We start from the raw sequence: 14,219 nt of genomic DNA on the forward strand, positions 1-14,219 counted from the left end.
CACCATGAAATATTTTGGTACAAACGGCATCCGTGGCATTCCAAACGAGGATCTCACAACAGAACTATCAATGACCGTTGGCAAGGCCGTCTCAACGTATTTTAATTCAAAAACCATTGCTGTTGCCAAGGATACAAGAATCAGCGGCGATATGATAATGAACGCTGTTATCTCTGGTGTGATGTCGACCGGAACCGATGTTAAATACCTTGGGATTCTTCCAACGCCCGGGCTTCAGTATTACTGCAAGAAACATAATTTGCCAGGAATAATGATAACTGCAAGCCACAATCCACCGGAGTACAATGGCATAAAATGCATTGCCAGTGATGGAACTGAAATATCAGAGGAATCAGAAAAGGAAATAGAGGATCTCATTGATAGCAAAAAATTTAAAAAGGTTTCATGGAAATCATCTGGAAGGCTTTATCCAGAGAGCAATGCCATAGATGAATACATAAACGGAATAATGTCTCTTGTTGATGTTGATAAGATACGCGATAGAAAATTTAAGGTTGTTATAGATACCGGAAATGGTGCAGCATATTTTACAAGCCCGTACCTTCTATCAAAGTATAACTGTCACATAGTATCATTGAATGCAAATCCTGACGGTACATTCTCATCAAGAAATTCCGAGCCAAAACCGGAAAATCTTGGTGACCTAATATCATTAATGAGATCCGGCAACTTTGATATAGGCATAGCACATGATGGCGATGCCGACCGCTGTGTCTTTATAGACGAGCACGGAAACTTTATTGATGGGGATAAGAGCCTTGCGCTTATAGTAAAGTACACAGTAAAAAATGGAGATACGGTTGTAACACCTGTAAGCAGCTCTGATGCACTTTCAGATATATGTGCTGAAAAGAATGCAAAACTTATAAAAACGAGGGTTGGGGCACCGATAGTTGCAAGAACCATGATAGAAAACATGGCAGTAATAGGCGGTGAGGAAAATGGCGGTATAATATACGGCAAACATCAGTACTGCAGGGATGGTGCAATGACCCTATCGTTAATGTTGAACCTGCTTGCATCAGAGAAGAAAACGCTTTCACAGCTTTTAAATGATATACCGGATTACACGATAGTAAAAAGCTCGGTGGAAAGAAGGCGTGGCTGGGAGGAAATAAGAAAGGATCTAATTGAAAGAATAGATAAAAAGATCGATGAAACCGATGGCTTAAAGATCCTTGAAGATGAAGGCTGGGTTCTTATAAGGCCCTCAGGAACCGAGAAAATTATAAGAATATACGCAGAATCTAAAAGCAGGGATAAGGCAGCAGAGCTTTCAAATAAATACAAATCATTGTTAAACGAATTAATTTAAATTTTTATAAGCATCAATAAACCTTGTTACCGCAGTTATATTCCCGGCAACGCCAAACCATATTAATAAAATATCCGTTGCATCTATTTTTATTCCATGTATAAGAAAATATCCGGGTACAAGGAACTGTATCAATGTAAATATTATTATGAGAACAAGACGGTCAGCCCTTCCTGCTATTCCGGAGTAATTTCTCTTCAAACCAAGTGCCTGTGACTGCGTTCCCATATAGCTGGTCATTAATATTCCAATGATTGCAAAAAGACCAAGGTAGATATTTCCATAGAATGAAAGCATCATGCCGGTTATTATAAATATGTCAGAATATCTATCAAAGGTATGATCCATGAGATCGCCCTTTAATGACTGTAAGTTTTTTATCCTTGCAATCTTTCCGTCAAGGGCATCGAACAGCGATGAAAACAATAAAAAAATAAAAGATATTATTAAATAGAAATGGCTTAAATAATAGAATATACCTGCCATAAGTGCAAAGATCAGTGATAATATTGTAATTGTATTCGGTCTGAATTTTAAAAACAGCCTTGATAATGGATCTATAATTTTATCCGCGCTCTTTCTGTATGAATCAAGAACCATTGACACACCTACATCGTTGTTTTACCGGTCTTCTTAACCTTGTACCAGACACGCTTAACGCCAAGAATCTCAAGGAAGAATGTGTATATTGATATAATTGCATTTAAAACAACGTATATATAAACCAATGGTATGTAAAGCGCATTTTCCTTCTTTTTTATTAATGCCAGGACAAATGCAATAATGTATATCATAAAAAATATGAATAAAAGCGATATAAAATATGTTCTCATTGAATGGACATATGGATTGTAAAAGTTTAGTATCGATATATATATCGATGAGAATAGAAGTATTCCGGAAAATGTCGGCGCGAGTACAATCATTAATATATCAAGACCGCTCAGTCCTGATAGCTCCTTTTTTGAATGCAGGAGGACTTGGTGGTAGCCACGCAGCCATCTTATTCTCTGCTTTATGTACTCTGAATATGTGGCCGGGGTTTCCTGGTAAACTTTGGCGCTTGGCAGATATGCAGATCTCATCCTCTTTGCAGCCATCCTGACGCCGCTTTCAAGATCCTCTGTAAGAAAGTTGCCGTTCCAGCCACCTATGATCCTTATTGTTTCCCTTTTAAAGTACTGATTTGATCCTGCAACGGGAACAAATAGATGTAAATACATCCTGCCTATCATTGAAACCTTTACAATAATCTCATCTATGGCTGCAAGCCTTGTGAAGATGTTTTCCTCCCTGTTTATGTATGTGTTGTATCCCTGAAGGACATCGGCATCCATGTACCTCATGCCATAAACCGCATTTTTCAATGTGTTTTTCTCAAGCACTGTATCGGCATCGTAAGTTGCTATGATCTCGCCATGACTCATTGAGTATGCATAATTCAATGCAGATGCCTTTGTTAAGTTTCCATGCCTCTCGAAGACGTGAACCCTTCCATCCCTTTCATAGGACTTTGCTATTCTATATGTATCATCATCCGAGTTATCAACAACAACAAAAAGCTCAAAATTATCGTAAGCCTGACTAAGTATGGATTCTATGCACCTGCCTATAACAGTTTCCTCATTCTTTGCAGGTACTATTATACTGACAAGCGGTTTATAATTATCCCAGTCAAAATCTATATCATAATCATGAAAATGAAGGTAACCAATCAGCAGGATTGGAAACTGGTATATTGAATAGACTATACCAACAACAATTAGAAGTATTCCAATATCCTGTGCAATATCCATCCGGTGCTAATCCCATATTTATATATAAATTATTTCATAATCTTTATTAATAAAGCAGGAGAAAACTTTATCGATTAATAAATTTTTATTACAATATTATTTATAGTCATCATTTCATGCACCTTTAAAAATATGAATATTTATCGAAATAATCAATGTTCATGAAGAATGATACGCCAAAACTAATGCTTTTATCCATCTTTGTCGATGAATGGAATGTATTTACAGTACCAATGCTGGGCATATGAATGTATTTACAGTACCAATGCTGGGCATATTTTTAATAAGATATTTCAATGCAGACGCAGCGTGGACAGGCATTTTAACAGGCGCAACGTTAGGTGGTGCTGCCATTGGCTCAATACTGGGCGGCATTATTAATGACTCTCTTGGCAGGAGAAAAAGTTTTTTAATAAATAATATAATTTTTATAATAGCAGCAATTGCGTCTCTTTTTTCAAGGAATGTCTTGATGTTCACGGTATCAAGATTCATTGCAGGATTTCCTGTTGGCTCAGACATACCAAACGTTTATTCATATATAATGGAGAGCTCATCACCAGGAAAACGCGAGTACTTTGGAACAATGAACACTGAAATGGCAACACTTGCAATACTGTCAATAAATTCTATTATATTATTAATGCTGCTTATACACCTATCAAAGATTATATGGAGATTAGTTATATTTTCATCAGTTATTCCAAATATAATATTATTAATAAACTATAACAGGCTTGATAATATAAGTGTAAATAATCATGGATACATAAACTTCATAAAAAAGCTAAGGGAAAACAATTTAAAATGGCACGCAACTTTATACTCCTGGATCTGCGGCATATGCAGCAGCGTTGAGGTAAGCACATTTGCATTTTTCATTCCATATATAGTAACAAGACTTCATATATATAATATAATAGGCTCCAGGATAATAACTCTTTTAATATACGCTTTTGGTGTACCTGCAGGCATTATAGGTCCATTGATGCTGCCAAGGCTTGGGCTTAAAAGACTTGGCTCATACGGATTTATAATTGCCTTTATATCACTTATTGGCTCAGGTTTATCGATCTATCTTGGCCGCTATTATATAACATTAATCTTCATGGTAATCTTTATCTTTGGAAACCACTGGAACAATCAGCCATTATTGACGGCTCAGGCCCTGGTCTCATCCAGGGAATACCGTGGAACTGCAATAGGTTTAAGCAATTTCATAGGCAATGTTCCATCATTCTTGGCCGTGCTTGCATTTCCAACAATTGTTTCCATCATAGGTCTTGGAATTGCAACAATGTTAATATCAATTGCATCACTTACCGGAATAATAGTCTCATCGAAGGTATTTATAGAAATTTACAGATATACTGAATCATTTTAAATTAAACTCCAGTATCAAGGCTTTATAAAAACGTTAACAGATCTTTACACAATTTCATGATCATGGGTAAAAACCATTTATAATAATTTTCCAGGAATAATATTATATTTTTTCATCATGAATGATATAATTTTATATGTAATTTTTAAAAGACTCTGATCCTTTATGTTTGAATAATCAATATTATTTATAATATTATGTTTTAAGTCCTGCAAATGCTGAAACAATATATATTATAATATTTCTTTTTTTATACCTTGATTCTTCTTATCATATATCCATGGATTATATACCAATTTATATACAAAGCATGGCAGGCTTTCCATGATAAAGCCAGTTACCTGCGCTATCCTTGATTATATACCAATTTATATACAAAGCATGGATCATGCTATTAATACAATATTATCTCTTTTATGACATATATCATAGTTTTTAAATTTCCCTGATATTAAGGATATGGTTTTTATCAAGGTAATAAAACGAATGTTTGCTTTTGTTCAATTTATAAATTTTAATTCATACATATTAAAATAAAATGTTTATAAATATAAAAACTTCCATGATAAATATTTAAATATCCTCTAAATATCGTTTTTCATGGATTATGATGATGTCATGCTTAAGACCATAGGCCTTAAGGACAAAATGGATCTATTTAAGGATATACCTGAATCACTTAGAATAGACATCGATCTTGGCCCTGAAATAGGCGAGATGGAGCTTATAAAGCAGTTTTATGAGATTTCAAAAATGAACAAAAAACCGGAACATTTCTTCCTTGGTAATGGTATATACAGAAGGTATATACCATCACTGGTTGATGAAATTATCTCAAGATATGAATTTTTAACTTCTTACACGCCATATCAGCCTGAAATATCTCAGGGAATACTTCAAGCCCTTTTTGAATACCAGAGCCTGATATGCGATTTAACCGGGATGGACGTGACAAATTCTTCAATGTATGATGGTTTCACGGCCCTTGCAGAGGCTGTGAGGATGGCATATAGAATAAACGGCCGCAGTGAGGTATTAATTCCGGAGAATCTATATAAATCAAAGAGGAGCGTTATAAATAATTACATTCATGGCCTTGGCATAAAGTTAATTGAATATAAATTTAACAATGGTTTGATAGATCTGGAAGATCTAAACAATAAGATCAGCAATAACACATGTGCCATTATTGGGGAAATTCCCAATTCATATGGAATCCTGGATAAAAATGTCTTTGAAATCAAGGACATAAAAAAGGATTCAATTCTTATAAGCTATTACGATCCGGTATCACTTGGAATAATAAAGCCGCCAGGTGAGTATGACGCAGACATAGCCGTTGCAGAAGGCCAACAGCTTGGAATACATATGAACTATGGTGGCCCGCTCCTTGGTCTTTTCTCATTCAAGAAGGATTATATACATAAATCTCCAGGAAGATTAATCGGTGAATCAAACGATGTAAACGGCAGGCGCGCCTTTGTCATGACGCTACAGGCCAGGGAACAGCACATAAGACGCGCCAGGGCAACAAGCAATATATGCTCAAACCAGGCATTGCTTGCAATAGCGGCCTCTGTATATCTTTCGGTTAATGGCGCATCAGGATTGTACAATATTGCAATGAAAACAATTGAGAATTCCGAAAAGCTTCGGAGATTCATGAAATCCATTGGTATAGAGCCTGTATTTAATCAAAGGAGCTTTTCTGATAACCTATTCAATGTAAAAATAAAAGACTTTGATGAGAAGCTTAAAAATAATGATATTGCAGGCGGCATAAAATACAGGGATATTACAGGTTCTGGGGAAGATACCTGGCGCTTTTTCTCCGTTACAGAGATGAATGACGATAATGATTTTAATGCACTATTAAAGCTTGGTGATTAAAATGTACAAACAGGCATATTATAATGAACCGTATCTTAAGGATCTTGGCTTTAATTCAATAAAAGGTATTGATTTTGATATTAATCTTAAAAGAAAGAGTATTAAATTAATGGATTATAATGAATTCGATGTTTCAAGGCATTATACAAGACTGTCACAGATGAATTACTCCGTTGATCTTGGCATGTACCCTCTTGGATCATGCACAATGAAATACAATCCAAAATATGCCGATAAAATATCTGGCATGGAAAGCTTTCAGGAGATGCATCCATTAATGAATGATGAATGTTCACAGGGCACATTAAAGGTAATGTATCTTCTTCAGGATTATCTAAAGAAGATCTCAGGTCTTGATTATGTATCACTGCAGCCATCAGCAGGGGCCCATGGGGAGTTCACCGGAATACTAATAATAAGAAAATACTTTGAGGATTTGAACCAGCTTGATACACGCATGGAGATAATAATACCTGACAGTGCACACGGAACAAATCCAGCATCGGCATCCATGGGCGGCTTTGATGTCATAGAGGTTCCATCCGATGAAAATGGCCTTGTTGATCTGGATGCGCTAAACAATGCAGTCTCTGAAAGAACAGCAGCCTTTATGATTACAAATCCAAATACCCTTGGTATATTCGATGATAATATAATGAAAATCTCAGAGATTATGCATAAAAATGGGGCATTACTTTATTATGATGGCGCAAACTTCAATGCCATACTTGGCATAACGACTCCTGGCATAATGGGTTTTGATATTGTTCATTTTAATCTACATAAAACCTTTGCAACGCCACATGGTGGTGGCGGTCCTGGAGCAGGCCCTGTCGCAGTAAGATCATTTTTAAAAGATTATCTTCCGGTGCCGCTGGTATCATTCAAAAATGGTATGTATTACCTTGATTATAACATACCAAAGACCATTGGCAAGGTCTCATCATATTATGGTTCTTTTTCAATACTTATAAGGGCATTATCGTATATTATCAAAAACGGGAATTACCTTAAGGAGAGAACTGTAAAGGCCGTTTTGAATTCAAATTACATGTCACATCAGCTGTCAGGATATTATAAAATACCGTACAAGGAATTAAAAAAGCATGAATTTGTCCTTTCAACAGAGAACACAGGAAAGAAGGCCCTTGATATAGCAAAGTACCTTCTTGATTACGGAATTCATCCACCAACAACGTACTTCCCATTGATAGTAAAGGAGGCAATGATGATAGAGCCAACAGAGAGTGCGACAAAAAAGGATCTTGATTATTACATAGAGGCAATGGTAAATGCGCTGAAAGCAGATGACAATGATCTAAAAATGGCTCCGTTGAACACATCAGTTTCAAGAATAGACGAGCTTAAGGCTGCAAGGCAGCTAAAACTTCACTGGTAAATATTTTAATTATTTATAAAAATGGACAGCAGTTTTCACTCATTTTTCTAATTATTATTGATAAATGAAGATTGTTTAAAATTTTATTTATAATAGAAAATAAAAGATATATTAATATACCCATAAAAAGATTTTAAAAACTTTGAATAAAAAATCTATTAAAAAATAGTATATATTGTGTTAAAAATTTTTATTTTTTAAAGATAAACCTTGCATTTTCTGGATATCTATATATTCAAATTAAAAATATGCGCTGAAATGATAGAGCTGGCGCTTCCATTCATTGTGCTATTAATATGGACCGCATCCAACAGTCTTATAAAGTCCATATCCGGCAGGATGAACAGTGATCTTATAGCCGTCACTGTTATAGGTGCAGGTATAATCCCGATGATAATGTCTTTGCTTTTTGATCCGGCAAAATTAAGCGATACCGTTTTATTTTTAGGAATATCATCAGGATTCTTCCTCGGACTTGGCTATATACTCTTCTATAAATCGTTAAAATCAGAAAATCTTGGAAGTGCTGGTGTAACAATAAACATGCAGCAGGTTATAATAATATCATTCAGCCTCTTTGTTTTAAAGGAAAGGGTATCATCACTGATACTGCCGGCCGTTATATTAATAATAACCGGGTCCCTGCTTGTGACGCTCCAGGGCAAATTCAGGATAAATAAATATTTATTGCTTGCAGCAATAGCAAATATCTCCTGGGGTATATATTATATGCCGTTATCATTTGCAATACTTTCGATAAGATCATCATATGTACCGCTTTTAATAGCAAGGATTTCAGGATTTGTAATAACTTTAATAGCATTTGAGTCCATATTTATGTATAAAAAAATAAGGGATAAAAAAGGCAATTTAGTACATTATAGTAAAAAATATAGAAACATAGTATCATACTCCTTTGGGCTTGCAGTTGTTGCAGGCATACTGGATGGCACTGGCAATGTATTCTATTCAATTTCAATATCCTCTGGATTCCTTGTTATAGCAGGTGCACTTGTTGCAATATTACCGGCCACTCTTGCAATTACAGGCTCACTAATATTTAAGGAAAAATTATCAATAAAACAGCTATTTGGTATAATTCTATCCATAGCCGGCGCTCTTCTTATCGTTTAAAAATAAACGTTGCCCATGGCCTTCTCTATCTCTATAACCACGCTTGATATCTCACGCCATGAGAAGTTCTGCCTCTTCTTTGAGCTGCCTGAATTAACAAGCCCTGAGAAAAATAAATTCCCCTTTTCATTGACTTTGATTGACAGGATCTTAACATTACTGTAGTTTCCAGAGCTTGAGAAAACCGTTACATTATAATCATACAAAAATGCATATGCAAGTGCCTTTTTTATGTCATCCATATTCATAACCATTCCGGGCTCGGGCTCAATCATCTTGCCATCCCTGAAGGTGACAAAGCTTATAATCATCTCTTATCGATTCATTATTGAATATTTTTATAAATATTTAACTTAAATTGATACAAGACCTTTAATATTTTTAACCATATAAAAGATTGTATAATATTTATTATTCAATGATTTTTTAACAAACTATAAATTTTTGTTTTTAATTATTTATCATGGCATGGAAGAAGATTCTGGGTGCAAAGGCCCTTGAAAATGCAGGAAACAGTCTTTCTGTGCGCATAGACAACGATACTGTTGTTTTTATAGCCAGGGTTGATGGAAAACTTTACGCAATGAATGGTATATGTACACATTTAAGGTGCATACTTGGAAAGGTAACCGATGATAAAAAGCATGTAAGATGCCCATGCCATCTTGCCGAATTTGAACTCGAAACAGGAAAGATGGTAAAGCCACCATACATAGCACCGGACTCACCAATGGAAAAGCTGGGTCTAAAGACATATAATATAAAGGAAGAGGATGGCTTCCTGCAAATAGATTATTAATTAAAATGATACAAATATTAATAAATAAAAATTTTATCATAAATTATGGGTATATTATTTAAACCTGATATAAACAATTCAGACATGGAGAAATTTATAAATAATAACAATTACCATGATGCATTTAAAAATTCAATAAAAGATCTAAATGGATTCTGGAAATCCCTTGCGTCTTTTTATGGCATAGAGCTAAATGGATCATACAAAAGAGGTGAAAATTTTATAGATTCATCATGGTTCAATGAAACAAGGATAAATTATACAGATCTTGTTTTAAAAAATAAAAATTTAAATGGTTATTCAATAATATATATAAATGAAAAATTAAACGAAAAAAGAATATCATGGAATGAGCTCTCAGTCATGGTTTATAATCTTGCAGGCTTCCTCATCGAGATTGGCTTAAAAAAAGGTGATGTCGTGGCAGGCTATATAAATAACAATCATTATGCCATAATATCTTTCCTGGCAGCATCACTTATAGGATGCACATGGACATGTGTATCGCAGGATTTTGGCCTTGGTGCTGTGATATCAAGATTCCAGCAGTCAAATCCAAAGGTTCTTATTGCATCACCATTTTATTACTACAATGGTGTATTTTATGATAAAACGAATGAAATAAAAAGAATTATCGTTTCTGTTAAATCAATAAAAAATGTTATAGTTACTGATAAGTGTGACATTGATTCATTTATATTTGATAATATAAGGTCATCAAAAAATGTCAATTCAAACACATTTTTTAACGATCCTTTGTGGATACTATACTCATCAGGAACCACGGGCATACCAAAGGCCATGGTGCAGAGCCAAGGTGGCATCATTCTTGAGCATATAAAAAGCCTGGGCCTTCATTTAAACATTTCAAAAAACAGCAGGTTTATGTGGCTGACAAACACAAGCTGGATGATGTGGAACTTTATGGTAAGCGGCCTGCTTCTTGGCTCGACATTGGTAATATACGACGGAAATCCATACTATCCGGGAAATGATGATTTCTGGAAGGCTATAAATAAAAACAAAGTCACCCATTTTGGTGCAGGGGCTCCATACTTCTCAGGTTTAATGAAATCAGGATATGATTTTAAATTTTATGGTGATTATATAGGATCAACCGGTAGTCCAATGCCGCCTGAGGTTTTTGATTATATATATAAAAACAATGATGTATGGCTATCGCCAATAAGTGGTGGAACAGACATTTGCACGGCATTTATCACGGCAAATCCACTATTACCTGTAATTCGTGGTAGAATGCAGTGTATAGCCCTTGGTGCAGATGTTTCATCATATGATGAAAATGGCCTTGAAACAAGAGATGTTGGTGAGCTTGTTATAAGACAGCCAATGCCATCAATGCCAATCTATTTTTTAAATGATCCGGGAAATAAAAGATATATCGATGCCTATTTTTCATATTTTAAGAACGTCTGGAGGCACGGTGACTGGGTAAAAATCTTTGATGACGGTTCAGTAATTATATATGGAAGATCTGATTCAACGCTGAATAAGAAAGGTATAAGGATAGGAACAGGTGACTACTACTCAATTTTAAATAAAATAGATCACGTCATTGACTCATTAATTGTTGGCATAGAGCTTGAAAATGGTGATTATTACATGCCGCTTTTTGTAAAGCTTGATACAGGAATCAACGATGATATAATAAAAAATATAAAAAACGAAATAGTAAAGGATCTTGGAAAGCGCTATGTTCCTGATGAGGTAATCCAGGTCCCGGACATACCGGAGACGCTCAGCGGCAAGAAGATGGAGGTTCCTGTAAAAAGGATACTATCAGGATATGATATAAAAAATGCATATAATAAAGATTCAATGGTTAATCCTGAATCCATGCAATTCTTTATAAAATTCCGCGAAAGGGTAATGAAGATGAAACCAATGAAACTAAAATAAATTATTTATCTATAAAAAATTAAAATCAAAATAATTTAGAGGATGGAAATATTAAAATAGAAAATTATAATATATAAAAGAAATGATAACAACACCAAAATCTTATGAGGTATGGAAGGAATTCATAAAAACCTGGAAGATCTGGTACAGGGCATCTGAAAAGAATTTAATAAATCTTGGAATATCAACTGTTGAATACAGAATACTAAAGAACCTTTACGAGCGTGGTCCTCTGCCCATGATTGAGCTTGCAAACATTAACATGGTAACCCAGGGGTGGATTACCGGTGTTGTGGATAAAATGGAGAAAAATGGCTACGTTAAGAGGGATCGCAGTCAGAATGATCGCAGGGTTATAAACATATCAATAACTGAAAAGGGCATAGAGTTCTTTAAACACATAGCGGAGCTTCATTTAAATTACATAGATATGACACTTCAGGACTTTACAGATTACGATATGAACGAGATGATAAAGCTGCTGCAGCGTGTTCAGGAAAATGTAAATAAACTTAGCGAATAATATTTTTTGTTATTGCCATTGATGCCTTTTTTAAGAATCTTGCAACGCCTCCTGAAACAAAGGCATTTCCTATCATTCCGAAGTAATCATTTTTTATTCTAATGATATTTGCAAAGTTGTTCGGTTTAAACTCTGTTTTAATGCCAAGAAGATTTTTTGCCACGGTTATCCCTGATTGCCTTGCAATTATTCCTGACATTGGCACGGAAGCATCAAAGAACATGGAATCACCGCAAGCATATACATCATCGTATTCTATTGATCTAAGATACCTGTTAACTATTATTCTTGAATTCCTGTTTTTTATACTGTCATTTATTATATTATTCCCGGAGAAGCCACCGGCAAAGACTGTAACATCGCTTTTTATCTTCTCTCCATTTGCAATTAAATATTCTTTATTAACCTCATCAATCATTGTTTTTAATCTAACATCAATGTTAAGTTCATTAAGATCCATAAAAGCCCTTTCTATTAATTTCCTGTTTAAATGTGGCAGAACGGTATCCGCAGCATCTATTAAGGTAACATTCTTGTCTGAAAACGCACCGGCAAGTTCAACACCAAGATAACCTGCACCTATGACTGTTATTTTCTCTGCCTTTTTAGAGGCTTTTATAAGTTTATTTAAATCTCTCTCTGAATTTATTTTGTAAAGAAAATTTTCACCCTTTATAAATGACGTATTAAAAGAGCTTCCAAGGGAAACAACGATTTTATCATATTCAATCTTTTTATTTCCAGAGATAACGCATCTGTTTGAAAAATCTATGGAATCAATTTTTAAAAGCATGTCAACATGCCTTTCAATTGATGTTTCTACATTGTCACCAAGCATAAAATCTATAAAATTTGGCTTGATCTCAATTTTACTGTTTTTATCTATAATTATGGAATTCCCTACATATTTTTTTACATATAATCCAGAAAGCCCTGCACCCGCTATTAATATCCTTTCCATAACAGGTTATATTTTTAATAGATATTAATTAATTTATTTTATTTAAAAACTTAAAAATGATATATAAAATTAAAAGTATTATATATGTCTATTTGTTATCATGGTAATGAATAGCAAAGCAAGGATTATAATAGCAGTGGTGGTTGTAATAATAATTATAGTAGCAGGATTTTCTTTTGCTTTACTGTACCATCCAAAGAAGGTTGAGACAGCACATGTATTTACGGACACGGCCCAAACCATGGCGCCTGGCTCCCTTGATCCTGCGAGCGGCTTTTTTACAACCAACGGACCATTATTTGCCGCAATTTTTAATACATTACTGGAATTCAATGGCTCAAGCGCAACCCAGGTCGTTCCAGTTCTTGCACAGCATGTTTATAATCACAATGATCAGAACTATACATTTGATATATGGAGCTTTGCAAAATTCAGTAACAATGAACCATTGAATGCAACATCTGTATGGTTTTCATTCTACCGCGGCATAGTAATGGGTCAGGGCCCCTACGTTGCAGACTACCCTGGAATATTATTCAATGCTACAAACGAGGGAATAACAGGTATATCATTACCATGGGGATTAAGGGCAGCACTGGTAAATGCAGGTTATTCATTAACAGGCAATTTAACAGAACAGTACAAGCAGGCTGCAGTTGATCTTGATAATATATTATCAAACTTCAATTACAATGCAACAGAGATGAAGGTCATGGAGTATAAAGACCAGGCAGTTGTTGTAAACTCAAATGACAATGTGACAATAAACACAATGAAACCATATCCATTCCTGTTACAGGATATAGCAGGCTGGTGGGGTGATATATTATATCCAGGATACATTGATGAGCATGGGGGTGTTGTTTACAATACTCAAAACTCATATATAAATAATAATGGTGCAATAGGCTCAGGTCCATACACAATAAAGAGTGTATCATCCGGTCTAAGCACCATAGTTCTTGTAAAGAATCCAAACTACTGGGTAAATGGCCATGCATCACAGATACCTGCAATAGCACAGCCAGCACACATACCGGAGATAGTAATAAAATACGGATTATCACATACAGACCG

At 34.9% G+C, this 14,219-nt stretch carries 13 protein-coding genes; 9 read left to right on the top strand and 4 right to left on the bottom strand.

The genetic code is table 11. From position 1 onward, the window contains the following. Nucleotides 1-4 precede the first annotated feature (4 nt). Nucleotides 5-1,336: a phosphoglucosamine mutase gene (glmM, locus tag B8780_RS06455; RefSeq protein ID WP_084273068.1), complete on the top strand. Its 1,332-nt coding sequence runs from the start codon at nt 5-7 to the stop codon at nt 1,334-1,336. On the opposite strand, the gene B8780_RS06460 is transcribed toward glmM, so the two are convergent. Beyond that, entirely contained in the window at nt 1,328-1,936 is a 609-nt protein-coding gene (locus B8780_RS06460) for a CDP-alcohol phosphatidyltransferase family protein (protein WP_084273079.1), read from the bottom strand. The two genes, glmM and B8780_RS06460, sit on opposite strands and share 9 nt — an antisense overlap. A gap of 8 nt (nt 1,937-1,944) precedes the next feature. After that, complete coding sequence (locus B8780_RS06465; RefSeq protein ID WP_084273069.1) at nt 1,945-3,132, bottom strand: glycosyltransferase family 2 protein; 1,188 nt, start codon at nt 3,130-3,132, stop codon at nt 1,945-1,947. 244 nt (nt 3,133-3,376) lie between these two features. Between B8780_RS06465 and B8780_RS06470 the strand changes: the two genes are divergently transcribed. From B8780_RS06470 to B8780_RS06485, 4 genes are all read left to right on the top strand, one after another. Then, nucleotides 3,377-4,516 carry an MFS transporter gene (locus B8780_RS06470; RefSeq protein WP_161939689.1) on the top strand — a complete coding sequence of 380 codons (1,140 nt, stop codon included), beginning with the start codon at nt 3,377-3,379 and terminating at the stop codon, nt 4,514-4,516. 600 nt (nt 4,517-5,116) lie between these two features. Beyond that, nucleotides 5,117-6,406 carry an aminomethyl-transferring glycine dehydrogenase subunit GcvPA gene (gcvPA, locus tag B8780_RS06475; protein ID WP_084273071.1) on the top strand — a complete coding sequence of 430 codons (1,290 nt, stop codon included), beginning with the start codon at nt 5,117-5,119 and terminating at the stop codon, nt 6,404-6,406. 1 nt (nt 6,407) lies between these two features. Continuing rightward, on the top strand, nt 6,408-7,805 hold the full coding sequence (gene gcvPB, locus B8780_RS06480; protein ID WP_084273072.1) for an aminomethyl-transferring glycine dehydrogenase subunit GcvPB: 1,398 nt from the start codon (nt 6,408-6,410) through the stop codon (nt 7,803-7,805). Nucleotides 7,806-8,063: 258 nt separating this feature from the next. Beyond that, nucleotides 8,064-8,939: an EamA family transporter gene (locus B8780_RS06485; RefSeq protein WP_084273073.1), complete on the top strand. Its 876-nt coding sequence runs from the start codon at nt 8,064-8,066 to the stop codon at nt 8,937-8,939. On the opposite strand, the gene B8780_RS06490 is transcribed toward B8780_RS06485, so the two are convergent. Continuing rightward, a complete protein-coding gene (locus B8780_RS06490; protein ID WP_011177974.1) occupies nt 8,936-9,250 on the bottom strand; it encodes a hypothetical protein in 315 nt (104 codons plus the stop codon). The two genes, B8780_RS06485 and B8780_RS06490, sit on opposite strands and share 4 nt — an antisense overlap. 152 nt (nt 9,251-9,402) lie before the next feature. Between B8780_RS06490 and sdx the strand changes: the two genes are divergently transcribed. The 3 genes from sdx to B8780_RS06505 all read left to right on the top strand — a co-directional run bounded on the left by sdx (nt 9,403) and on the right by B8780_RS06505 (nt 12,181). Continuing rightward, nucleotides 9,403-9,738: a sulredoxin gene (sdx, locus tag B8780_RS06495; protein WP_084273074.1), complete on the top strand. Its 336-nt coding sequence runs from the start codon at nt 9,403-9,405 to the stop codon at nt 9,736-9,738. Nucleotides 9,739-9,783: 45 nt separating this feature from the next. Continuing rightward, nucleotides 9,784-11,658: an acetoacetate--CoA ligase gene (locus tag B8780_RS06500; protein WP_084273075.1), complete on the top strand. Its 1,875-nt coding sequence runs from the start codon at nt 9,784-9,786 to the stop codon at nt 11,656-11,658. 82 nt (nt 11,659-11,740) lie between these two features. Further along, nucleotides 11,741-12,181, top strand: a complete 441-nt coding sequence (locus tag B8780_RS06505; RefSeq protein WP_011177977.1) for a MarR family winged helix-turn-helix transcriptional regulator — start codon at nt 11,741-11,743, stop codon at nt 12,179-12,181. On the opposite strand, the gene B8780_RS06510 is transcribed toward B8780_RS06505, so the two are convergent. After that, a complete protein-coding gene (locus B8780_RS06510; RefSeq protein WP_084273076.1) occupies nt 12,171-13,142 on the bottom strand; it encodes an NAD(P)/FAD-dependent oxidoreductase in 972 nt (323 codons plus the stop codon). The two genes, B8780_RS06505 and B8780_RS06510, sit on opposite strands and share 11 nt — an antisense overlap. A gap of 106 nt (nt 13,143-13,248) precedes the next feature. Here B8780_RS06510 and B8780_RS06515 point away from each other — a divergent pair. Further along, a partial coding sequence (locus B8780_RS06515) for an ABC transporter substrate-binding protein (protein WP_236719402.1) occupies nt 13,249-14,219 on the top strand: 971 nt, incomplete at its 3' end.

Source organism: Picrophilus oshimae DSM 9789, from assembly GCF_900176435.1.
GTDB lineage: Archaea > Thermoplasmatota > Thermoplasmata > Thermoplasmatales > Thermoplasmataceae > Picrophilus > Picrophilus oshimae.